This is a genomic window from Arthrobacter sp. ISL-95 (assembly GCF_018613695.1).
Lineage (GTDB): Bacteria > Actinomycetota > Actinomycetes > Actinomycetales > Micrococcaceae > Arthrobacter.
Genome location: NZ_JAGGPR010000008.1, coordinates 99,213 through 122,072 on the forward strand (window position 1 = coordinate 99,213; position 22,860 = coordinate 122,072).

At 61.4% G+C, this 22,860-nt stretch carries 24 protein-coding genes; 7 read left to right on the plus strand and 17 right to left on the minus strand.

Annotation, left to right across the window (positions count from 1 at the left end; genetic code table 11):
- The first annotated feature begins 137 nt into the window (after positions 1 to 137).
- The 3 genes from J7I86_RS12580 (at position 138) to J7I86_RS12590 (ending at position 2,870) form a co-directional block, all read left to right on the plus strand.
- Positions 138 to 1,355 (plus strand): CaiB/BaiF CoA-transferase family protein, encoded by a 1,218-nt coding sequence (locus J7I86_RS12580; RefSeq protein WP_214820315.1) that lies wholly within the window; start codon positions 138 to 140, stop codon positions 1,353 to 1,355.
- The gene (locus tag J7I86_RS12585) at positions 1,352 to 2,179 is read left to right on the plus strand and encodes an enoyl-CoA hydratase/isomerase family protein (protein ID WP_214820317.1); all 828 of its coding nucleotides are present in this window, start codon (positions 1,352 to 1,354) and stop codon (positions 2,177 to 2,179) included. Before J7I86_RS12580 ends, J7I86_RS12585 begins: the two co-directional genes overlap by 4 nt.
- Before the next feature lie 97 nt (positions 2,180 to 2,276).
- Positions 2,277 to 2,870 carry an AAA family ATPase gene (locus tag J7I86_RS12590; protein ID WP_214820319.1) on the plus strand — a complete coding sequence of 198 codons (594 nt, stop codon included), beginning with the start codon at positions 2,277 to 2,279 and terminating at the stop codon, positions 2,868 to 2,870.
- Between the two features lie 82 nt (positions 2,871 to 2,952).
- On the opposite strand, the gene J7I86_RS12595 is transcribed toward J7I86_RS12590, so the two are convergent.
- Positions 2,953 to 3,687, minus strand: coding sequence for an NUDIX domain-containing protein (locus tag J7I86_RS12595; RefSeq protein ID WP_214820321.1), 735 nt, complete (start codon positions 3,685 to 3,687; stop codon positions 2,953 to 2,955).
- 103 nt (positions 3,688 to 3,790) lie between these two features.
- Between J7I86_RS12595 and J7I86_RS12600 the strand changes: the two genes are divergently transcribed.
- From J7I86_RS12600 to ggt, 4 genes are all read left to right on the plus strand, one after another.
- Entirely contained in the window at positions 3,791 to 4,810 is a 1,020-nt protein-coding gene (locus J7I86_RS12600) for an SPFH domain-containing protein (protein ID WP_214820323.1), read from the plus strand.
- A 9-nt stretch (positions 4,811 to 4,819) separates the two neighbouring features.
- Positions 4,820 to 5,722 (plus strand): hypothetical protein, encoded by a 903-nt coding sequence (locus J7I86_RS12605; protein ID WP_214820325.1) that lies wholly within the window; start codon positions 4,820 to 4,822, stop codon positions 5,720 to 5,722.
- 192 nt (positions 5,723 to 5,914) lie between these two features.
- Positions 5,915 to 6,859 (plus strand): hypothetical protein, encoded by a 945-nt coding sequence (locus J7I86_RS12610; RefSeq protein ID WP_309476728.1) that lies wholly within the window; start codon positions 5,915 to 5,917, stop codon positions 6,857 to 6,859.
- Positions 6,860 to 6,966: 107 nt separating this feature from the next.
- On the plus strand, positions 6,967 to 8,808 hold the full coding sequence (gene ggt, locus J7I86_RS12615) for a gamma-glutamyltransferase (protein ID WP_214820327.1): 1,842 nt from the start codon (positions 6,967 to 6,969) through the stop codon (positions 8,806 to 8,808).
- Positions 8,809 to 8,831: 23 nt separating this feature from the next.
- Here ggt and J7I86_RS12620 read toward each other — a convergent pair whose 3' ends face one another.
- The 16 genes from J7I86_RS12620 to J7I86_RS12690 form a co-directional block, all read right to left on the minus strand.
- The gene (locus tag J7I86_RS12620) at positions 8,832 to 9,017 is read right to left on the minus strand and encodes a hypothetical protein (RefSeq protein WP_214820329.1); all 186 of its coding nucleotides are present in this window, start codon (positions 9,015 to 9,017) and stop codon (positions 8,832 to 8,834) included.
- 31 nt (positions 9,018 to 9,048) lie between these two features.
- Complete coding sequence (locus J7I86_RS12625) at positions 9,049 to 9,750, minus strand: hypothetical protein (RefSeq protein ID WP_214820331.1); 702 nt, start codon at positions 9,748 to 9,750, stop codon at positions 9,049 to 9,051.
- Positions 9,751 to 10,287 carry a hypothetical protein gene (locus J7I86_RS12630; RefSeq protein WP_286179725.1) on the minus strand — a complete coding sequence of 179 codons (537 nt, stop codon included), beginning with the start codon at positions 10,285 to 10,287 and terminating at the stop codon, positions 9,751 to 9,753.
- A gap of 209 nt (positions 10,288 to 10,496) precedes the next feature.
- Positions 10,497 to 11,207, minus strand: coding sequence for an ABC transporter ATP-binding protein (locus J7I86_RS12635; RefSeq protein WP_214820333.1), 711 nt, complete (start codon positions 11,205 to 11,207; stop codon positions 10,497 to 10,499).
- The gene (mpaP, locus tag J7I86_RS12640; protein WP_214820335.1) at positions 11,204 to 12,877 is read right to left on the minus strand and encodes a daptide biosynthesis intramembrane metalloprotease; all 1,674 of its coding nucleotides are present in this window, start codon (positions 12,875 to 12,877) and stop codon (positions 11,204 to 11,206) included. The genes J7I86_RS12635 and mpaP overlap by 4 nt, the downstream gene beginning before the upstream one ends.
- Positions 12,874 to 14,091: a YcaO-like family protein gene (locus J7I86_RS12645; RefSeq protein WP_214820337.1), complete on the minus strand. Its 1,218-nt coding sequence runs from the start codon at positions 14,089 to 14,091 to the stop codon at positions 12,874 to 12,876. The genes mpaP and J7I86_RS12645 overlap by 4 nt, the downstream gene beginning before the upstream one ends.
- On the minus strand, positions 14,088 to 14,906 hold the full coding sequence (gene mpaM, locus J7I86_RS12650; RefSeq protein WP_214820339.1) for a daptide-type RiPP biosynthesis methyltransferase: 819 nt from the start codon (positions 14,904 to 14,906) through the stop codon (positions 14,088 to 14,090). The genes J7I86_RS12645 and mpaM overlap by 4 nt, the downstream gene beginning before the upstream one ends.
- An 83-nt stretch (positions 14,907 to 14,989) precedes the next feature.
- Complete coding sequence (locus J7I86_RS12655) at positions 14,990 to 15,127, minus strand: daptide-type RiPP (protein ID WP_159705956.1); 138 nt, start codon at positions 15,125 to 15,127, stop codon at positions 14,990 to 14,992.
- Between the two features lie 45 nt (positions 15,128 to 15,172).
- Positions 15,173 to 15,298: a daptide-type RiPP gene (locus tag J7I86_RS22870; protein WP_272941661.1), complete on the minus strand. Its 126-nt coding sequence runs from the start codon at positions 15,296 to 15,298 to the stop codon at positions 15,173 to 15,175.
- Between the two features lie 50 nt (positions 15,299 to 15,348).
- Entirely contained in the window at positions 15,349 to 15,489 is a 141-nt protein-coding gene (locus J7I86_RS12660) for a daptide-type RiPP (protein WP_214820341.1), read from the minus strand.
- On the minus strand, positions 15,486 to 16,709 hold the full coding sequence (gene mpaC / locus J7I86_RS12665) for a daptide-type RiPP biosynthesis dehydogenase (protein WP_214820343.1): 1,224 nt from the start codon (positions 16,707 to 16,709) through the stop codon (positions 15,486 to 15,488). The genes J7I86_RS12660 and mpaC overlap by 4 nt, the downstream gene beginning before the upstream one ends.
- The gene (mpaD, locus tag J7I86_RS12670; protein ID WP_214820345.1) at positions 16,706 to 17,995 is read right to left on the minus strand and encodes a daptide-type RiPP biosynthesis aminotransferase; all 1,290 of its coding nucleotides are present in this window, start codon (positions 17,993 to 17,995) and stop codon (positions 16,706 to 16,708) included. Before mpaD ends, mpaC begins: the two co-directional genes overlap by 4 nt.
- Positions 17,995 to 19,017, minus strand: a complete 1,023-nt coding sequence (mpaB, locus tag J7I86_RS12675; protein ID WP_214820346.1) for a daptide biosynthesis RiPP recognition protein — start codon at positions 19,015 to 19,017, stop codon at positions 17,995 to 17,997. Before mpaB ends, mpaD begins: the two co-directional genes overlap by 1 nt.
- A 217-nt stretch (positions 19,018 to 19,234) precedes the next feature.
- The gene (locus tag J7I86_RS12680; protein ID WP_214820347.1) at positions 19,235 to 19,774 is read right to left on the minus strand and encodes a hypothetical protein; all 540 of its coding nucleotides are present in this window, start codon (positions 19,772 to 19,774) and stop codon (positions 19,235 to 19,237) included.
- A 141-nt stretch (positions 19,775 to 19,915) separates the two neighbouring features.
- On the minus strand, positions 19,916 to 21,238 hold the full coding sequence (locus J7I86_RS12685) for an MFS transporter (protein WP_214820348.1): 1,323 nt from the start codon (positions 21,236 to 21,238) through the stop codon (positions 19,916 to 19,918).
- Positions 21,235 to 22,830: an acyl-CoA synthetase gene (locus J7I86_RS12690; RefSeq protein ID WP_214820349.1), complete on the minus strand. Its 1,596-nt coding sequence runs from the start codon at positions 22,828 to 22,830 to the stop codon at positions 21,235 to 21,237. The genes J7I86_RS12685 and J7I86_RS12690 overlap by 4 nt, the downstream gene beginning before the upstream one ends.
- Positions 22,831 to 22,860: the final 30 nt, after the last annotated feature.

Sequence of the window (22,860 nt, forward strand, 5' to 3'; positions counted from 1 at the left end):
TCCCTCAGTGCCCTACATTACAGGCGACTTCCCAAAATGAACCAACGGTTCATCTAGTGAACCAGCGACATTTTGAGCGCAGAACGGGCGTTGCCGCTCCCGCTTCTTGCCTCTTCAACGCCCGAAAGGTGCCCACCATGCTCAAACCACTCCGCGGAATAACCGTGATCGACCTCAGCCGAGCCCTCGCTGGCCCCTACTGCACCGCACTCCTAGCCGATATGGGCGCGAAAATCATCAAAGTGGAAAGCGTGAACGGGGGTGACACGGCCCGCCAATGGCCCCCGTTCCAGGACGGCCATAGCCTTTACTTCGACTCCGTCAACCGCAACAAAGCGTCCGTGTGCATCGATTTCTACTCCGACGAGGGACGCGAAATCCTCTCCAGCCTGATCGCCGCAGCAGACGTCCTGGTGGAAAACTTCAAGCCCGGCACGCTGGAGAAAATGGGTTTCACTCCTGCCCGGTTGGACGAGTTGAACCCTGGGCTCGTGGTGGGATCCGTCACCGGATTCGGCAACACCGGTCCCCTTAAGGACGACGCCGGCTTGGATCAAGTCATCCAGGGAATGTCCGGGCTGATGTCAGTGACCGGTCCTGGACCAGGCTCGGCCTACCGGGTGGGCGTGCCGATCGTGGACATCACCTCGGGAATGATCTGCGCGTTTGGAATCGTTGCCTCCCTCCTGGGAACCCGGAACGGCGAGCGCCCCAGCCGGGTGTCCACTTCGCTTTTGGAGACCGCCCTGAATCTCTCCGCGTTCCAAGGACAGAAGGCGCTGAGCCTCGGCGAGGCACCCACCCCGCAGGGCAACAACCACCCTGTGATCGCCCCGTACGGCATGTTCGCCACGGCCACGGAGTCCATCAATATTGCTGTGGGAAGTGACAAACAATGGCGGGCGTTCTGCGGCTTGCTGGGCGTTCCCTTCGCCGTGGAGGATCCCAGGTTCATCACGGGAGCGGACCGATCGGCCAACAGGGATCAGTTGTCGGAGCTCATTGAAACTGCCCTTGCCGCCAAGTCCGCCGCCGATTGGGTTCCGTTGATCAGCCGGGCAGGAATCCCCTGTGGCCCCATATATGACTACACGCAGGCCCTCGCTTCGGAGCAAGTTGTCGCCTTGGGCCTGGTGCAGCACCGCGAGCGCTTGGACGGCTCCGAGCTCCCCCTGCTCCGCGGCCCGCTCAGCTTGGATGGCGAGGCCAGCGAAATCCTCACACCCCCTCCGCTGCTGGGTCAGCACACCGCGGATGTACTGATGGAGTTTGGAATGACTCACGACGACGTCACACGGCTTGAGCGCGAAGGCCGCATTGTGTGCGGGCCATCAAAGATCGGAGCACAGCGATGACCACGGTTTCCGACGTAGCGCGCTCCAGTATCGGCCGCATCTCCGCCGCCATTGCCGATGGCGTGGCCACTGTGGAGATCTACAATCCGGCGCAGCGAAACGCGCTGACACGCTCCATGTGCTTGGAGATCCAGGAACTGATGCCGCGCCTGGACGCCGATCCGAATGTTGCCGTGGTGGTGCTGAAGGGTGCCGGGGACACGTTCTGCGCCGGGGCTTCCATCAGTGAACTCGCTTCGGTGCTGGTGGATCCCCAACCGGACGGCACCTCCGTGGATCATCTCAGTGGGGCCGATTCTGCCATCGCTTCCCTGTCCAAACCCTCCGTCGCTTTCGTGGATGGTGCCTGCATGGGCGGTGGCTGGCAGATCGCCTCCGCTTGTGACTTCATCATCGCCAACGAACGCGCAGTGATTGGGCTGACCCCGGCCAAGATTGGGATCATCTACCCCCGCCCGGGCATCGAACGGCTCGTCCGGCTCGTGGGACATGCCAATGCGAAGTACATTCTCCTTACCGGACTGACGTTCAGCGCAACCGAGGCCCGGTCGCTCGGGCTGGTGGCCGACGTCGTGCCTTCCGAATCCTTTGAGGAGAAGTGCGCAGCGCTTGTCAGCACGTTGCGGAGCCGCTCCCGGTTCTCCATGCATTCGATGAAGCGACTGATTGACCTGCCCGGGACCCCCGGTTATGGTCTGGCAGACATTGACCAGGAGTGGGCGGACGCGTGGTCGGCCATGCCGGAGAGTTCGGACATGGGGATCGGCATCCGCGCATTCCTGAACCGCCAACGGCCTCAGTTCACCTGGCGGCCTGCGGACTAAGCCCACGCAGGTGTGATCTGCACCTCAGCCGGCACAAGTGGCGGCCTCCCTGCGTTGTACATGGAACGAGTTTGTACACAAGACGAAGGGAGGGCTCATGCTCATTGTTCTGACGGGAATTGACGGCTCAGGGAAAACGACGGCGGCCCGCGCCTTGGTCGATTCGGCTCGCGCTGAAGGACGAAGCGCCCTGCTGCTCAGTAATCACGCTGCCCGCCGGAGGATGTCCATCCTTTCGGCGCGGTATGGGTGGAAGTTGGGACCACGCGTTACGGACGTCATTGAAACCGGCGTTCGATTGTTCAATGTGCTGGTGAACCATGCACGGGCCAGGCACTTTGATGGCTTGGTGGTGATGGATCGCCACCTCCACTGCCAGCTGGCGTTGCGCCGGACCACCGGGTTGGGCCGCGGCAAGCTGCTTCCGTGGCTACTGGAGCAACTCCCCGCAGCTGACCTGCACGTTCACTTCGACACGGACCCCGCCGTTGCCCACGAGCGGGTCATGGCACGTGGCACGGACCAGGAGACAGTGGCCGATCTGGGGGCATTCCGGGATGCGTACCGTTCTCTGCCTGAATATCCCGACTTTGTTAAGGTGGACGCCAACGGTAAACCTGAAAACCTACTGGCACAGCTGAACCGGGCCATCACCTCCGCCAACAAGGAACCTGCGCTCTCATCCAACTGAGGGACAGCTAGCGTCCTAGTGAGCCCTCAATAAAGCGTTTGCTCTCCCCGGGCTGAGTCAGCTCGTTGGTTACGCAGGTACATTAATCGCGTGGGCGCATCAGCGGCGGGTTCAGGACCGCCCGCGTGGGTTGGCCCGGCGTCGGACGCGCCTCGGGGGCTAGCCTGAACAGCGCAGCCGGCCGTCCGGCGTCGCCCGTTGTCATCCGTCCGACTTCTTCCAGGAAACCGGGCGTCCCCGTCGCTTTTCGGTGGAAGTTCCGCGGGTCCAGGCGCGTACCCCACACCGCTTCGTACACGGCGCGGAGCTGGGCGATGGTAAATTCCTCGTCGCAGAATGCGGCACCCAAGGGTGAGTATTCGAGCTTGGACTTTGCCCGTTCCAGGGCGTCGTCGAGGATGCGCGCGTGGTCGAAGGCCAGCTCAAGCGTCCCGCCAAGGACTTCCCGCACCGGGTACCAAGCGGCCTGTTCAGCGTCGCTGCCCGCCGACAGCACCGGAAAGTCCGGCGCGAGCAGCAGGTGCGCCACAGTGAGGACGTCGCCGCGGGGATCGCGCCCCTTCGGGCCATAACTCCCCAACTGCTCCAGATGTCCCGGGAGATTCTCGACGCCGGTTTCCTCCGCGAGCTCCCGGCCCGCCGCCTCAAGCAATTCCTCGCCCACGAGGACGAAGCCGCCGGGAAGTGCGAGCTTGCCGCGGAAGGGCTCGATGAGTCGGGTGATGAGCAGGACGTTCAGCTCGCCTTCGCGAACGGTGAGGGCCACGACGTCGACCGTCACCGGGAAGCGCTCGGGCGCCGGATGGGATGCAGGCATGCATCAATCGTAGAGAGTTATCGTCATATTGACAATAAAGATGGATCGCCCCTACTGTTGAGTTATCGTCAAGCTGACGACAACAAGTGAAAGCGAGAACATCATGGCCATCATCAAGCGCTACCCCTGGGTCAGCCACTTCCTCGGCAGCCCCACCGGTTACGTCGTCCACCTGCAGAAAGGCGCAGTCAAGCACCAAGGAGTTGGACAGGCGTTCTTCTTCCGCCCCGCGAACTCCGTCCTCAGCGAGGTTCCCGTGGATGATCAGGAACTGCCCACCCTCTTCCACGCCATCACCCGCGACCACCAGGACGTCAGCGTTCAGGCCAACGTGACGTACCGCTTCATTGATCCCGTGGCTGTCTCTACCCGCCTCGACTTCGGACTGCAGAATGCGGGCAAGGCCCCGGCAACCGGACGCGAGCAGGTGTCCACGATCATCGGCCAGCTGTGCCAAAGCCACGCGATCGACCAGATCGCCACCACCACTCTGGCCGAAGCACTGGAACGCGGGGTGAGCCAACTCCGACTGGTCCTCACCGAAGCGTTGCGGGCCGACGCCAGGCTGCAGTCCACCGGCATTGAGATCCTCGGCGTGCAGGTCCTCGCTGTGCGGCCCGAATCCGATGTTGAACGCGCACTGCAGACTCCGGTTCGCGAGCAGCTCCAAGCCGAAGCGGACCGGGCTGTGTACGAGAGGCGGGCAGTCGCCGTCGAACGTGAACGCACCATTTCCGAGAACGAGATGGCGAGCCAAATCGAACTGGCCGTCCGCCGTGAAAACCTGGTGGCACAGGAAGGCGCGAACGCCCGCCGCGCAGCTGAAGAGAAAGCTGCGGCAGGACTCATCGAGGCGCAGGGTTCAGCTGAACGACAGGGTATTGGTGCAGCAGCCGAGGCCAACCAGATCCGACTGGTCGGCGAAGCAGCTGCAGCCCGCGAAGCCGCCACCATGGAGGTCTACCGCAGCATGGAGCAAGCCACACTCCTCGCCTTGGCACTCAAAGATGCAGCCGGCAGCTTGCCGAACATCGGGAACCTCACCATCACCCCGGACCTGCTCAGCGGAGCACTGGCCGGGCTGTTCAAGGAACCGGCCGTTACTGTTGAAGCCACCAAGTAAGGACCCATCATGGCAACCCCGCGCATCGTCATCGTCCACCGGCGAACCGAACTCCAGGAACTCCTGGACCGGCATGCCACCCGGGGCCAGGCCGAATTTTTCCTCCGCACCCGTGGCCGCAGCATCCAGGACGTGCAGGACCGTCACGATCGACTCACTTCCGCACTCGCAACCATTAGGGCGGCAGTACCTTCCGATTGGCGGCAGGCAGAAGTGGAACGCGCGGACCTCAGCCGCTTCCTACTCACGGCCGAGGACATCATTGCCGTGGTGGGGCAGGACGGGTTGGTGGCGAACGTTGCCAAGTATCTGAACGGCCAACCGGTGATCGGCATCGACCCGGAGCCGGGCGCCAACCCCGGCGTCCTTGTCCGGCATACTCCGGCGGCGGCTGCAGCTCTCCTGGGTGCCGGCGACGTTGCCCGCCTTCGCTGCCAAGACCTCACCACCGTGACGGCAACGCTCGACGACGGTCAGCAGCTTTCCGCGCTCAACGAAGTCTTCGTCGGGCACGCCTCACACCAGTCGGCGAAGTACACCGTCACCGCGCCCAGTTTCACCCAGCCCGGCGGACAAACCGAGCGGCAATCGTCGTCGGGCCTTATCGTTTCCACCGGTACAGGCGCCACCGGCTGGTGCGCCTCCATCGCCTTGGAGCGCGGCGGGCGTGCCTCGCCGGCACCCACCGATCCGCGGCTCGCGTGGTTCGTCCGCGAAGCGTGGCCCTCCCCCGTCACCGGCGCCACACTGACTGAAGGCGTCCTGGACTCCGGCGAAGTCCTGCGGGTTACCGTGGCTTCCGATCAGCTGGTGGTGTTCGGCGATGGCATGGAAGATGACCGGCTGACGGCGTCATGGGGGCAGGAGATCACCATCCAGTTGGGGCAGCGGCCGCTGCGGTTGGTTGTTTGATCCGCAGGCGTGCGGCCACCACCTACATTGATCCCCAATCCCAACCGACACGCCGCCTTCAAGCCGCGTCGTGATCCGACAACCACCAAAGTTAGTGGTGGCGGCCCGCACGCAACAGGAAAACCTCTCCAATTAGTCCATTCGATGAAGTATTCTGGTGACTCCCGTCCCAGCCTTATCCAAGGAGCTTCCGTGAGTCATGCCGTGCCGGCGACAGAGCAACAGCGCGAAGCGGAAAGGCGTCCACGTGGCGCGGGCAGCAACGCCGTCCTGGCAATAGTGATCGGCGTCCTTGCCGGGGCACTCGGCCTCGCCCCTTGGTGGATTTCAGGCGCGAAGCTGCCGCTTCAGAACCTGTGGGCTACGCAGGTCATGCCGGACCAGATGCCCTTGGCGCTCCTGCCACTGAGTCAGTATGAAGTGCTCACCATCGTTGCCCTCCTCACGACGGGTGGCGCAACGGCCGGGCTGGCTGTACGCATCTGGGCTCCGGTCCGACGGCGACTCACTACGTGGTGCGCTGTCCTCGGACTACTCGTGGTCCACATAACTGCCACCGTGCAATCATTCTCGCTTCTCGACCAAGGTTTGATGGACGGAACCCTGGCTGAGTACTACCGTGCAGGACTGTTGGCTGGCGTCATTGGCTCCATCCTCGCCGCGGTCGTGGCTCTCTTGCTGATTTCTTCAAGGTCCACTGTGGCAACAACCCTTGGATGCGGACTTATGGCGGTCCCATTTACGTCCTGGGCCGTTGAATGGGTGGTTGGGGCGGTGGGGCACAGCAATGTGCCGATCGAGGTCTCAATCATTGCCCACTGGATCCCTGCGATCATTGTCGGTTGTGCCTTGGCTTGGTGTGGGGTGAAGCCGCTGGGCCGCATGGCAATTTGGGTCGTGAACCTTGCACTCCTGTGGGTCATTCCTGCCGTTTTTACTGCCGTCCAGTCAGTTCTGGGGACGCGGGTGATCGCTGGCGACATTCCTGAAATGTTGCTGATGGGCAGGCAAGTTTTGACAGCAGCCCTAGGTCCCGACGGCGGCGCTGTGCCCACGGTGTTGTTGGCCTTGGCCGTCGGGCTGGTTGGCCTGGGGGTCCGGATCATCGCTGCACGGAGAGGCCCAGACACGGCCTGAATACCGATTCTGCGTCAAGAATCAACCGTTGTTCCCCACCGAACCCCGCGATAGGGTGACCGGACCGTCCACCCACATCATCGTCTGGAACAACTCTGGGAGACACCATGACACATGTGAGACGTCAACTGGCCGCGGTCACGGCAGCCTTGGCGCTGACCGCGACGAGCGGCGCGATGGCCAGCCCGGCCTTCGCAGACCCGCGCGAAACAGACAAGACAGCCACGGCCAGCGGATATGGCGGCGCCGTGAGCACCGTGGATCCCGAAGCTTCCGCAGCCGCTATCGAAGTCCTAAGAAAGGGTGGCAATGCTGCCGACGCCGCCGTCGCCGCAGCAGCAACCCTGGGAGTCACCGAGCCCTACAGTGCAGGCATCGGTGGCGGTGGCTACTTCGTTTTCTATGACGCGAAGACCAAGCAGGTTGGGACCATCGACGGCCGCGAAACCGCGCCCGCGGGCATGCCGACCGACGCCTTCATTAATCCCGCAGACCCCGAGGGAAAGCCCTATAACTTCACGCCGGAACTCGTGACCAGTGGCGTTTCCGTGGGCGTACCCGGCTCTCCCGCAACATGGGAGCGGGCGCTGGAACGCTGGGGAACTCTGGACCTCGGTGAGGCCCTGAAGCCGGCTATCAAGGTGGCAAACCGTGGTTTTGTTGTGGACGAGACCTTCCGGCAACAAACGTTGGACAACAAGCTCCGCTTCGACGCGTTCACCTCCACACAGGACCTGTTCCTTCCCGGCGGTGACGCGCCCGCCGTCGGAAGTGTTTTCAAGAACCACGACCTCGCGGCGACCTATAGGCAACTCGCCAAAGAAGGCACGGACGCCTTCTACGGCGGCCCACTTGCCGAGGAAATCGTCAACACAGTGCAGGCTCCGCCGAAGACCGCCACAACCAAGCTTCCCGTCCCCGTCGGTTTCATGACCACCCAGGATCTGGCCAACTATAAGGTGGTGGACCAAGACCCAACCAAGGTTGAGTACCGCGGCTATGAGGTCTACGGCATGGCTCCTTCCAGCAGTGGCGGCACCACAGTGGGTGAGTCGCTGAACATCCTGGAGAACTACGACCTCAAAGGCATGAAACCAGTGGATGCCCTGCACCATTACATCGAGGCCAGCTCGCTGGCATTCGCGGATCGTGGTGCATACGTTGGCGATCCTGCTTTCGTAAATGTCCCTACCAAGGCAGTGCTGGATGATGTCTTTGCCAAGGAACGCTCCTGCGAGATTGATCCACTGGCAGCCGCGCCCAAGCCTGTAGCCCCCGGCAATGTAGAGACGTACGACGGCGCGTGCCCGGCTGCCGCGGCGCCCCTCGCCAATGAAACGGATACAGAAAACATCTCCACCACCAACATGACGGTCGCCGACAAGTGGGGCAACGTTGTGGAATACACGCTGACAATTGAGCAGACAGGCGGTTCAGGAATCGTCGTTCCGGGCCGAGGGTTCCTGCTCAACAACGAGCTGACTGACTTCAGCACCGTCTATGACCCCAAGGATCCCAACCGGATCGAACCGAACAAGCGGCCGCGGTCCTCAATGTCGCCCACCATCATCCTGAAGGACCAGAAGCCGTTCCTGGCACTGGGCTCCCCTGGCGGTTCAACCATCATCACGACGGTGCTGCAGACCATCCTGAACCGCGTGGACTTGGGAATGACAGTCTCCGAGGCCCTTGCTGCGCCACGTACTTCTCCGCGAAACGGTGCCACGGTCAGCTCCGAGCCTGCGTTCATCGATGCCTACGGTCCTGCCTTGGAGTCGCTTGGACATGATCTGGTTCCGGCTGGTGACGCCTTTACTTCGGCTGCCGAGATCGGCGCCGCAACCGCCATTGAGTTCAACAAGGACGGATCGCTGACTGCGGCCGCGGAGCCTGAACGCCGTGGCGGAGGTTCTGCGATGGTAGTGAAACCGAGCAAGCCCGGCAGGTAACGGGTAGCTCAGTAGCGAACTGCTCAGGGTCGGCGGTCCTTCTTTACCTCCCGGCTGAACCTCCACAGCGCCACCAGGGATGCAGCCGCGATGACGATTCCGGAAAGCGTGGACCACCAAGGTTGATCTGAAGTGGAGACGAAAATGGACACAGCATAGGCGCCGAGAATCAGTGCCAAAAAGAGCCAAACCAACGGACTGCGGTTCATTGCGAATTCCTTAATTGAAGTAGATGAAATGTCAGGCCAGATCCCGATTCAGGAACACCCCGTAAGCAACCGCTATAACTACTACAAGCCAGATTGCGGCTCCTACAAAAGAACCGGATGCTGGTATGTGGACAGCTATTTGATCAGCCCAGTCAGCGGCCAAGACAGGGAAGAGGAACTTTTCGGCCTGGCCCAACCTACTGGCCAGGAGCCCCGGAAGTACCAAGCTCAGAGGCACAACGAAGAGGCTCACCATGTGGCCGCGTATGAGGGATCCGATAGCAAAGCCCCACAGCGACCCCATGGCCGCCGTACAGGCGAAGGCCAGGACTGTTTGAAGTGTGACTCCCCAGGCACCGGTCACGAGTTCTCCGGACACACCGAACAGGACGCCTACGGTCGCTCCAACCAGGAGGGCCGTGGACGTAGTAGTGGCTACCCGGGCAGCGAACGCCGGTCCCCGTTGGAACAGCAGCACCCGGCGTGTGAAGCACCCCGCCCGATAGTCCGATGTGAAGGAGAAGGATCCCGCCACCGCAGCTGCCGTAAGCATGAGTGACATCCCTGCTTGCAGGAGAACGCGGTCAATCCCAGACGGCATTTGGGGTTCAAGCATGGCCATGCCAATGAGTATGCCCACGAGTCCCAGCACCAGCAGGGCGCAGATGGCTGACACCAGCCACAACCAAGGCCGCCTCATATCAGAGAGGAAAGCGGGCACCATATGAACCATCTAGGACTCCTTTCCTCTGAGAAGCCGCACTGAACAGAAAGCTGCCGCGAGGACCCAGCCAAGCGATACAAGAAAGGCTGGCAACGAGTCCAGAAGACCATCAAATGGCAGGGACGCAATTCCCGCCAAAGCCCCAGAAGGAAGCCAGCGCGCTATTTCAGGTGCGCTTCCCAGGAGCGGCACTTCGAGGGCCAGCGGAATCAGTAAGGTGAGTATGGTGGTGGCGTAGTAATGCCGGATGATCCAACCCAGCGAACAACCCCACAAGGAACCCATGATGGTGGCAAGCACTACGCCAGACATCTGGTTCCATGACTCGGCGGCCAACAGTTTGTCCAGGACATCAAGGGGCAGCGAAAACGTCATGCTCACGCCCCACAGCACTATTCCGGTAATGGCCGTGGAAAGACCAACGATCGCTGCGGCCAGGTACTTGGATATCAGCACCTGCTTCAGCCCTGACATCACCACACTGCGCCGCAGGGTTCCGTAATAGGACTCCCGGGTGACCAAATAGCTTCCTGCAAACGTAGCCACGGGCGCAATGCTCGCTGAAAGGGCCCAAAATGCCTGGACGTTTTCCGCCGCCGATAAGCCTTCCGAATTACTTGGCCAACCCAGAAAATTAGCAACAAACCAAGGGATCAGTGCGGTGAATGCCAGGATGCCGAGAACTGAATAACCACTGACATACCGGAGGAGCTCTGAGCGTAGCCCACCCGCCATGATACTGACTGCGGCGCCATTCATCGGGAGCCCTCCAGTATCTTGAAGTACGCGGATTCCAGGCTGCCTCCACCGAGGGCCTTGGCCTCTTTGAGCGTGCCTCGGAACAGAGTCCGTTGCTTGAGAATCACCACTTCGTCCGCAACCTGTTCCAACTCCATGAGCTGATGGCTTGAGACAAGAGCGCTCCCTCCGGACGCGGCGAATTCCCGGAGGAACCTCCGCAGCCACTGGATACCCTCAGGGTCCAGGCCATTGGCGGGCTCATCAAGGACCAGCAGTTCCGGGCTGCCCACCAAAGCAGAAGCAATTCCCAGACGTTGGCGCATGCCCAGCGAGTAGTCCCGTACCTTCTTGTTTCCCTCCGATGCGAGATCCACCAACTCAAGCACGCGCTCTACATTCCCCCTATCAGCCCCCGCTGCCAGCTGGCAGATGTGCAGCTGCCGGCGTCCCGTCAGTCCGGGCTCCACATCCATGCCGTCCAGGTTCACGCCAACTTTGGTGGCGGGTCTGTGCAGTGTCCGGTAGTCACGGCCGAAGACGGTTGCACGCCCGGACGTTGCTTCCAAAAGACCGGTCAGCCCTGCGAGCGCGGTGCTTTTTCCGGCGCCGTTGGGACCAATCAGTCCCACCACACGTCCGGCCCGAACGTCGAAGGTCAGGTCCTCAACAGCGAACCGCGCGCCCCTCTTCTTACTGAACGCCTCGAAGCTGGCGTGGATTGTCATGAGTGCCCTCTCGTGGATTCGGTGGTTTGCCCGGATTGGCCCGGCCATAGCGGCGAGTTCACGGCCGCATCCCATAGCCACTCCCCCAAGCTCATCTCCTGTTGGCTTGTCACTTCGGCCCGTCCGGAGGAAGACAAGTTCATCCCTGATTCCAACTCGCTTGGATAGGCAAGTACCGGCAGGGTGTTGCCGGCCAGGGCGACGGGTGCAAGGGTGTCCAGGGCTGCCATGGAGTTCGACGGCGGCGGGGCACCGATGGTGGCCCGGCCCAGGTTTTCGTGGATGATCATTCCCTGCGATTGCAGAGTGACACGATCACCGGGTACGAACGCCTTGCCGGAGCCTTGCAGCGGGGCCACCACCAGCAAGTCGCCGTCTGCATAGGTATAGCCGGCTACGGTTACGGGCCTTACTGGAACGAGCGCCATAAGCGCCCCGACAGCCAAGACCCCTACGCCGACAACGAGGATCTGCCTCCACGCCGGGCTTCCATTCCGGGTTGCACCACGGAAAAACCGAAAGACACTCTTGGCGGCCATCACAAGCAACAGGCCAAGAACACCGAACACAACAAGGTGCCCAGCGTAGCCAAGCTGCAGGAAGATCGGCACGATTCTTTGGTAGCCGATTACCATGAAGGCCATGCCTGATAAGAAGCTCGCTAGACCGAACCAAGGCAGAACACCTTTGCTTGGTGAAGCGCGCCGGGACCCCAGAACGCGTGAGCTGACGACGTCTGCCAACGCATCGATCGATTTCTTCCGGAGATGGGGAATGTCTACGGCGGACATCAAGGCTACGTAGCCGTCCAATTTGATGAACGGAAAGAGGTTCAGCACCGCCACGGCGTAGCAAATCATCCCGTAGAGAACAGCTGCGTCCTTCACTGATGACTCCGGAAGAAACACCTGCACCGTCATGGCAATACTCCCCAAGGCAACGTGCACCAATGGACCAGCAAGGGCAACGAGCACCCGCTGCTTCCCGGAACTCAATCGCCACCCATCGGTGACGTCGCAGAAGAACGCAGGAGACAGGTAGAACAGCATGATGCCGATCCGCCGCGGGGTACCGCCAAAGTATGTGAGCGCCATGCCATGGCCCAGTTCGTGCAGCAACGTGGACACGAACATCGCTGCCACAACATATAGGTAGGCCTCCAAGGGAAGCGGCATTGAGAGGACACGCCACATACTCGGCCCCGCCAATAACGCACCGATCAGTCCACTGAGCAGAAGCAACAAGGCCGCGATGGCCCCACGGGGTCTCATCATGGTTGCGACTATGGGGCGGAACGTCTCCAACAGCCGTGCCGGATTGAACAGAGTGAACTGCACGGTGAAGGGCGGCCTGAACTGGACCCGTCGAGCCTCAGTTGGCCTGGCGCCGGGGTCGAAAATTCCCGTATGTGCCAGCTGGCGCACAATCCCTTCAACGTCCGCAGGCGTCCAGACTGGTCCCATCAGCTGGGCGACCTGGGCCGGGTGCATGTTGCCGTCCACTGCTTTCAAGACACCGGCGACGTCGGACGAGACCCGCGCTTTCGGCACACCGTTGATGGCCACTATCCACGGCCCGCCTTCCTGCAGCGGCACGTCGATGGAAGCAGACGGCGCAAGCTGAACCGGCCACTCGAGCTCGCTTTGGGCTGTCCTTCCCAACCTGCTCATATCAAGGGATGCGGAGTCGAAGGGCAGCCCGGAATGACGAACAATTCCTTGGTCTCGTCCATGGTCAAAGGAACGGCCCCCGGGCAGATGGCCTTGCCGGCCACCCAACCTAGCTCTTGGATCGCCAAGGGAAGCCTGTGAGTGAGGCTGACCCAGTGAGAGCGGATGTTTCGTTCGGCCAAATACTGCGCCAAAGTCCTCACATCATGTAGTGGGCGGTTTCCCGGAAAACAGGACGCTTTGAAGGATGCAACCCACTGCCGCAACTCAGCGATCGCCGGCGCAGTTGTCCAGAAGTCAGCGCGGGAATCATCGTCGGTCACTGGTGTGTCCGCCACCGCGGTAACCGGGCTGGCAGACTGTGCGCGGGTGAGGAAGAGCTCCCGGATTTGCAGGCCTTCCTGAAGCGCTCCTCTTAAGGCATTGACGGGGTCCGAGGCTGTCTTAAGTCCCACAGCGCCAAATTCAGCGGATCCATTGTCCTCAGTAATGATGCACACTGCGGTTACCAACGGACTGTTGCCGCTTGGAATGAAGGCAAGGGTGGACTCCACGCCGACTGCCCGGGCAGCAACAAGGAGCAGGCTCAGTCCTCTGGCCTCCGGTGCCTGACGCACAGCTACGGGCATGCTTTCAGGGTCGAACCTTTCCAGGGAAATCCTGTGGCGCCATGCGCTGAGAAAGGCATCCCGTTCCATGACCTCTGCGACACCCGCGCCCTGGGCGAAGGCTTCCGACGGTCCGGACGCCGCACCGTTGGGCGAGGGATCAAAATGGTCATCCCAAGAGTTCAACGGTCCACTTCCAGGGGTGTAGTCCACAACAGGGGCTGGCACCAGCGTGGGCTCTCCAGTCAGCAGATCAGTGGCACGATACCAAGGGAGGTCACAGGCGAGGGCGGACGCGTGACCTAGGCCGGCGCCGACAAAGTCGATTTTCGTGCCGAGGCTTCCATTCCCGGCAAGCAAATGCTCGGAATCTTCAGGTACGGGAACCAAGGCGAATCGCTCAACCGCTTCGCCTGCCCCTCTCGTCAACGACGCCCGCTTCGTGACGTCGAAAGCGCCCACTGCGGAAGCAAGGCGAGCACCCGGTGCGCTATTGGCTAATCGCCCCACGGTTCGCCACAGGCCCACCTCGTTGGGTACGTAAATGGATGCTTCAGACACCAGTCCCAATGAAGGGTGGAGCGTTCGTACGGCATCTACGCTCATTTGCCGCAAACCCATAGCTCCACGTCGTTCAAACCAGGGCTCGGCGACGCTATCCGCACCGGCCTGCGTTCAAGGATGCTTAGTCCTTCGGCAGCGATCTCCTCCTCAAGGAGGGTGTTGCTCAGAAAGGCGACGTCGCTTGCATATGCGGAAGATCGGTATGTCCCGTCTACGCCGAAGCTGACATCGATCATGGTTACGTGACGCGCTCCGTTGGCAGGGTCCCGGCCTTCCGCAGTGATCAGAAACGAATCTTCACCAAGTGCCGAAACCGTACAGCGGCCGCTGTCGCTTACCGGGGCGTGGTGGTTGTCCGCATTCAGGACCGTCAACAGGAACTGTCCGTCCGGCGTCAAGCAATCGCGCACTCTGCGGAACAGCTCCCAGCGGCCGGCCGGATCGAGGAGCGTGATGGAACTGGCACCGAGAACCACGCAACCGAAACCGCCGTCGGCCTCAAAGCGCGACATGTCCGCCTCCACTAACTCAAGCTGCACGCGGCGGGGATTGAAGGCTTTAGTAGCGGCCTTCTCTTTCAGCATTGCCAGCATTTCCGGTGACGAATCGACGGCGGTCAGTGGACGGCCCAGGGTAAGGAGCGGTCGCGTGATCCGCCCGGATCCTGCCGCAAGTTCCAAGATGGGCCCGGAGGTCTTGCGTACGGCGGCCAGGATCTCAGGGAGCTCGGTGAGGTCCTTGGCCGTGATCTGGTCATAAAGGCGCGATCCCGAAACACTGTATAAATCCTCAGGCGGATCCATATGTCCAAGGATCCGCAAAATGGCGTCGGCGGTCTTATCTGGTGCGGTATTCATCAGCTCGTGTTCTCCGGTTTGGATGGTGGTCCGGCGTTACACGCGGGTGGCGGCGGAACATGGCACCACCCGCGTGCACTGGCTTAGGTAGCGGCGAGGCCGACGACGACGCCGGCGATGATGATGACGTCACCAACGCGGATGTACCACGGTGTATCGTCCGGGGTGTCGAGGTTCTCCAGCTCTTCGATGGTCAGCTGCAGGTTCGAGGTTGCGATCATTGGCTCCTCCTTTCTTGGGCTCTGGATGCGGGCGGAGCTCAGGTCTTAGGTGATGCTGACGGCTATCAAGCCGATGGCAACTCCCTGTGACACACCTATGAACCAGTTGTTGAAGTCCGGGGTATCCATCGATTCGATTTCCTGGATGGAGATGTTGAGCTGATTTTGCATTTGTTTTCACCTCCCCTCCGTGCATGTTTTGCCTTTGTTAAGTGGTGCGATCAGGTGATGGCCACCGCGATGCCCACCAATGCCAGTCCTGCAGTGACACCCTTGATCCGTTCGTCCCAGTCGTCCGGAACGTCCATAGCCTCCAGCTCTTGGATGTTGAGGTCCAAAGCCTTGAGTGCTGTGCTGTTCATGTACTCACCTCCTCCCTCTTGCCTGCTCGTAGATCGCCCTTGGGGCCTGACAAGACGTGGTGTCCTCTTGCCGCAGCGGTGAGGACGTGGTGAATCTGCACAGCGTCAATGCCGCGAAGCATGGGGAGCGCTCCGCCCCAATTCCGGATGGCGGCTTCCGTGGTTCGGAGCAGCGTTGCCTCGCCGATGGTCTCGATTCCGGAGATGCCCCAACGCCGCATCAGATCGTTGATGCCTGGAGCCGGTTCAGGGTCCAGATCAGGGACTACCTCGGTGACCATGGACCACAGCTGTCGGAGACGCCCGTGGTCTCCCCAAGCTGCGGCACCATGGGCGATTTCCTCCCAGATGGGACCGATCACTGAGGCTGTTGCCGTCATTTTTCGCGTCCCCGTCACGTAAGCGAGTTCGTTCGCGAGGTACCAGTGCCTCGCCCCGTAAGGATTGCGCCCTATGAGGGCCCATCCCGTGTGCGTCTCCATGCTGAGGCGGGCCGCGGTCAACCGGAGCTCCGGCGCGTCGTGCAGCATCAGGCGCTCTCCCAACCGGACGATCCGTTGGATGAGGACATGGCCGTCGTCGTCGAAGATGCTGTGCTGGCTGCCCACCATGGTCCCTGCCACCCTCAGGAGAGCTTCAAGCAGGCCTTCAAAAACCAGACACTGAGGCAGGGTGGCGAGGTGCCCGGCGTCGAGCACTGCAACATCACCCGCCAAGTTGCGCGAGGCAATCAGCCGGCGTCCGACGGCGGTGTCCAGGCACGCTACAGCGCTAACTTCAGCGCCGGTTCCCACGGTAGACGGCATGAGAATGGTCTTCGGACGAGCTTTGGGGTTCGTGATCGGCGGCAGCACCAGCAGACCGGAGCGCCTGGCGTGGCGCTCCGCAAAGATCGTCAGAGCAGGGTCAGCAGTGAAGAGCACAGCGAGCTTTACAGCGTCCAGGATAGAGCCGCCACCGAGTCCCACAACGGTCTGAAGCCCGTTCTCGCGGAGGAAGCTGCCTACTTTTCTCAGCGTTTCCACCGTGACCGGCGCCGCGCTCAGTTCCAGGACAGCAGATCCTTTGAGGTCACCTGCAAGGAGTTTGTCGCGGTGTACTCCGAGGTCCTGATCCACTACCAGGCCCGTTTTGCCGCGGGTGAGGCCGCCGACGTACTTGGGTACCATCCCGTCGTCGGTAATGATGCACCGCGTCCTCAATCCGTGATCAACAATCATTCGAAAACTCCGTCCCGTTGGGCCGACGCCAGACCGGTTTCCATCGCGGCCTGGAGTTCTGCGAAGTTCTCCTCGGTGTAGGTGAGTGCCGGCAGCAGCTGGATCCGTCCAGGCCCTGGCTGCACCATGGCGCCGGCTTGGTGGATGCTCTGCACCACCGCTGCGACGCCTTCAGAAGAGAGCGGCATACCGTTTTTGGAGTGAAGCTTCAGTCCACGCATGCAGCCGCGGCCGGTTGAGTTCCCTACGCCGGGGGTGCGTTGAAGTTCCTCCATGAGCTTGTTGAGGCCCTCCGCCACCTGCTTGCTCAGGGTGTGGTGGTCCAATCGCTTCATTTCAGCGATGGTGCTGAGGATGGCGGCACACGTTGCCGGGGTTCCGGCTTGGGTTTCTCCATGAACGAAGATGGACTCCGTTGTGTCGAAGCGTTGAGTTACACGGTCGGCCACCAGGAGTGCGGCGCATGCGCTGGTGCCGTTCGTTAGGCCTTTGGACGTGACGATGATGTCTGGCTGCTGGGACCACGAATCGGAGGCGAACCAGCCGTTCACCCTGCCGAAGCCGGTGGCAACCTCGTCCGCGACCAGAAGGAAGCCGTGCTGGTCCCGGTGCTTGATGACCTCCTCGACGAAAGCGTCGGGCACCGATTCCGCGCCTGAACCCAGAACAGGTTCCATAATGACCGCAGCAATTCTGTGGCCTTCCCTTTGCATTAGCCGGGTCAGTTCCACGCCGTCGTCGTCGAATCTGATGTGGCGGATATTCCGCTGGTCCACGCCGTACACCGCCTGCCCCAGTTCATCGCCGCTGAGGGCTTGGCTTCCATATGTCAGCCCGTGGTAGCTGCCGCTCAGTCCCACGATGAGCTTCCGCTCGGGCTGCCCGTTCAAGACGGAGTAGTGACGGGCGAGCTTCATCACCGCGTCATTGGCTGCGCCGCCGGAGGTGGAGAACACCACTCGTTGGAAGTCGTGGGCGGGCAGACTCAGAAGAACTCCTGCAGCCTCGACGGCTTTCCCGTGGGATGCGCGGAAAAGGGGAAGGTAGGAGGCGGTGTGGAGTTCCTTGGCAATAGCCGCAGCTATCTGTTGGTTCCCATAGCCGAGGTTCGTGTTCCACAGACCACTCTTTGCGCAGATCCGTTGCCGGCCGTCCTCAAAGGTGACGTGGACGCCGTCGGCGCTGACTGCTGTGTAGCTCGCCTCATCGAAGCCGTGCTGAGTAACCAGCGGAACCCAGAGTGGCCGTTGTGTTCGTGGCGTTGGAAGTACCGGCACAACGCTCATCAGTGCGTGCCGATGATGTCGATACCGAGTTGCTCAAAGTGTGTGACCACCGCTCTGGCCGCACCTTCAGCCACACCAGCTGAAACCTTGAGGGCGGGTGCCAACACCCTGGCGGCAGCCTTGATGTCCCTCATATTGGAGACGGCCTCAATAATGGCGGCGGCGTCAGTACCGATCTTGAAGAGCCGGCCTGTTTTAGTGTCCAGCAGGGTGTGATCCGTTGCCTTCTTGAGGATAAAGGGAAAATCCGCGGGCGGCAGGCCATCGTTGAGGGTGGCGCCGTATAGGCTGATGCCGAATCCGACCAGGCTTGTGTTGGCCCTGTCTTCTCGAGGGACGAACTTCCAAGCATCCAGTGCGGCAAGGTACCGCGGGATCCAGGGCTTGGCCTCGAGGGAGTCCTGAATGTCCCAGGGGTAATAGACCGCGGCCACCGCGGACTCCGGCCTCAAGGAAACGGCCCGGACTCTGATGTCAGTCAGCGAATCGCCTACCTTGCCGATTTTGGTTCCGTAGGGCCCGGTCCTTACGGAGCCATCCCACGCGATGTGAAGCCGCGTCAGCAGCAGGTTGTCCTCTGAGGCCCTGCTTAACAGCCGTCGCTCCGCCAAAACAGCGTTGACTTCAGTGAGTTGCTGGACAAAGTAGCCGGAACGGATGGCTTCTTCTGCGTCGTCGAAAAAGGCCTGCCAGTCTTCCTCGGTGGTAATCCTGACTACCGTCACACCCACGAGGTTCACGAAAGGGATGGCCACATAGTCTTGGATTTCCAAGCTGAGGGTGCCGTCCACCAGGAGCTCTTCCCCGGCGGCATCAAAGGACCCCGATACCGGGATAATGCCCTCGTCGGCTTTGTCCCCGTTCAGAACCAAGACCGTAGAGCCCTCACCGGCAAGCGTCTTCGCGTAATCGGCATGTTCGGGATTCTCAACAAAAATGACGTGGCCCGGTATCCGTCCGGGTATCCCCGTGATCCACTGATCCACAGCGGCGGCAATGCTCTGTTGCTGACTCAGCTTCAATTCCCCAACCCCAATAGTTGTCTACTCCAGCGGCCCCGCATTTAATCCGGGGCTACGTTCTGAGAAGGACACTATGGGCGGGTTGGTGCGCCACAGGGCGGAAAGCCGAAACTAGGTGGTGATTTGGCCGAAATTAGGGGTCAATCTGGGGCAACTAGGTGGTGTTTGGGGGTGTCCTAGGTGCTGGGAAGCGTGGCGTTTAGCCATGCGATGGCGCTCAATGGCCCACCATGTCCAAGCATCCGCCGTCCATGATGCTTCCGCCTGTAGAGATGTCCACTTGGCCGTCGAGGGCCACGAATCCGAACAGGCATCCACCTTGTGGAGAGGCCACCCCGAAGCGCACGCCGTTCCCATTGTCATCCGTCTGCACCGAGTCTCGTGGCAGCCCAACTAGCTCGAACTGTTCAACTACCACCTTCGCAGTGGGCGGCTCGCTGAGCGCATCAAGTGCTCTGCGCGCCGGGTCAAGATAGAAAGCGAGATGATTCTGCATGTCCGGGGTCAAAGCTCTTCGCTGGCGGTAGAGCTCATTGACTGCCATAGCCGCCTCGGGATCCGCTACGACACAGTCCTCTTTGGCCGCAGGGACGCCTTCGACAAGACGGCACAGCCGTGTAGGTGTAGGACTGCCCGGTTCGGCGATAGCTGTCGATGCCGGGGGTATTTCTCCCGGAATGGCACAGCTGCTGGTGGCTGAAGCACCCGCGATAGAGACTGCGAGCACTACGTACGCGCGGCGTAATATTTTCCCCATCCAAGGACCCTACGGCACAGTCACGGCTCAAGCTAGTCATTCATCCATCGATTGTATGAAAAGCGGATTCAGCGGGCATAAGAAAGAGGTTGGACTGGGCTCTGACCTGCGCCCTATCCAACCTCTTTCAAGCAAACGCCTCTACAGAACCGTGGTCCGCGACAGCGACAGATCCTTTGTCTCCCGGAAGAACAGGACTACAACTACTGCGGACACCAGAGCCATGCCCATCAGGTAGAAGGCCGGAGCCAACGGTGTCCCAAACCCAGCTACCAAGCCGGTAGCCACAAACGGAGCTGTTCCACCGAACAGTACGTAGGCCAGCGTGTACCCAATAGCTGATCCGGATGCCCGGACCGAAGAAGGGAACATCTCCACCAAAGCCGGCACGTTCGAGGTCCCAATCACGGCCACCAAGGCACCCAGAACACTGGTCCCCAGGATCGCGAAGCCGAGACCCAGCGGCATGATGGAGAACGCCGGGATGGTCATCACCACGAAGCCAACACAGGCCACCAGCAGCATCCGTTTGCGGCCGTACCGGTCACTGGCACGAGCGGCCAGCGGGCAGACTGCCGTGTACACCAGCATCGTGATAACACTCGTGATCATCGATTCAGCCGAAGAGTAGCCAAGGCTCGAGGTCATGTACGCGATCATGTAGCTACTCATCAGGTAGTAAGCGATCGCGTTGGTGATGCTGTATCCAAAGAGCGTGAAAATCTGTCGCGAGCACATCCGGATGGCATCCCCCAGAGGCCGCTTGGCCACCTCACCGGTGTTCTCGAGAGCACGGAACACCGGAGTGTCATCAACCCTGGAACGGATGTACAGCCCAATCAAGCCCAGGGGAGCTGCGAGCAGGAACGGAATCCGCCAGCCCCAAGCCTGCAAATCAGCAGTGCTCAACGTAGAAGTGATCGCCACACCCAGCAACGCACCGGCAACCGAAGCCAGGCCAACAGTGGCCGGGATAATGCTGGCGTACGTAGCCCGCTTGCCTTCCGGTGCGTACTCCACGATGAAGGCCGAGGATCCCGTGTACTCACCACCAGTAGTGAAGCCCTGAACTGCCCGGAACACGAACAAGAGAATCGGAGCCCACACTCCTATCACCGCGAACGTCGGCAGGATACCGATGCAGAATGTCGCGGCGCTCATGATCACCACACAGAGGCCGAGCATCTTGTTGCGCCCAATCCGGTCACCGTAGCGCCCAAAGAAAGCTGCCCCGAGCGGCCTGGCGATGAAGCCGCCGGCGAAGATCGCCCACACGGCCAGAAGTGACGCCGTCGTGGAGTAATCCGGGAAGAAGAGCTTCGCGATGGTGACGGACATGACCGCGTAAGCCGCGGAGTCGAACCATTCCACGAAATTTCCGACGGCGGCTGCCGCGGCGACGCGCTTGAGGCTGCGCCGGGGGGAAGACTCAGTGTCAGCAACTTTCTCGGTCATCGTATTCATGATTGTTGTCCTTCGAGGCGGGGAGAGGCTACAACGTGGGGAAGTTCGCGGAGCTGGGCCCGCTGGACTTTACCGGTGGCCGACTTCGGCAGCGCGGTGACGTATTCAATGAATCGCGGATACGCGAAGCGGGAGAAGTTCTCCTTCACGTGCGCCACGATGGTTTCGCTCAGTTCCGCTCCCCCAGTGTGACCGGGCATCAGTTCGATCCAAGCCTTGATGGACTGGCCGCGGAGCTCGTCGGGCACGCCGGTGACGGACACGTCCCGCACGGGATCGAGTTCGCGGATGACTGCCTCCAGCTCATAGGGTCCAACTCGGTAGCCTGAGGTTTTGATGACGTCGTCGGTCCTCCCCAGGAACCAGAAGTAGCCGTCATCGTCCGCGTAGGCCTGGTCCTTGGTGTGGTACCAACCGCCCCCGAATGCAGTGGCGGAGGCCTCCGGCATGTTCCAGTATCCCAAGGGGAATTGCGGGTTGGATCGCGCGCGGAGGCAGACCTCACCGGTCTCCCCTGCGGCCACTTCCTGCTCGTTTTCGTCCAGCAAGCGGACTTCCCATCCAGGAAGTGGACGACCCATCGAGCCGGGCTTCACGGGCACGTCCGGGTAGTTTCCCAGCAGCGGGTAAGACTCCGTGGAACCGTAGTAATCCAGCAGCGTCACCCCGTACTGCCCCTCGAACCACGTGATCAGGTCCGGCGTTAGCGGCTCATTGGACGAGCAAACCGTCCGGAGGGACAGCGGAAAGCGAGCACCGGCGTCGGGCACGTCTTCGCGCATCTTCCGCAGGAACGTCGGGTTGACCAGCGCGCTGGTGACGCGGTGGCGGCTCATGCTGTCCAGCAGGGCTGCGGGGTCGAAGCCGCCGTTGGGACGGAAAACCAGGTGCGTGGCACCGAGCCGGAGCGGACCCATGAGCTTGGCCAACGACCACGCCCAGTCCCCCGCGCCATAGAAGACATCCCCGTCGCCGAGCTGGTGGCAGTACTCGAACTCGTTGTGGCCAAGGAGGGTCCGGTGGGCGTGGACGATTCCTTTCGCCCGGCCGGTAGTCCCGGAGGTGTAGAAGATGAGGGCGGGGTCGTCGGCTTTGGTTTCGACATCCTGGAAGGCCGTGGGCGCTTCTTTGATGGCCGGGCCGTCGATGTCGATGAACGTGCCCTCGTAGTCCCCGAAGAGGTGCTTCGCTGACTCCTCGGCGATGATCACCGACGCGCCGCTGTCCTCCAGCCGGAAACGGATGGGCTCCGCGGCCCAGAGCAAGGACATGGTGACCAGGATGGCGCCGGTCCGGAGCACGCCGAGGTAGGCGGCCGGGGTGTCGGAACGCTGCGGCAGCAGGACGGCGACGCGATCGCCCTTCTTAATGCCGGCCTTTTGGAGCGTCGCTGCGATCTGCCGGGAGCGGTCCTGGATTTCGCCCCAGCTCACCTCACGTTGACCTTCGACGGCGGACTCCAGAATGAGTGCCCGTTTGTCCCTTGGGTGCCGGTCGGCGACGTCCACGGCCATGTTGTAGAACTCCGGCACCTCCCAGCGGTGGCTGTTCCGCAGCTCGGTGTAGCGGTCTTGGGTTGCTGTGGTTGTCATGGTTTGCCTCCTGCTCCTGTTGCTTCGCGG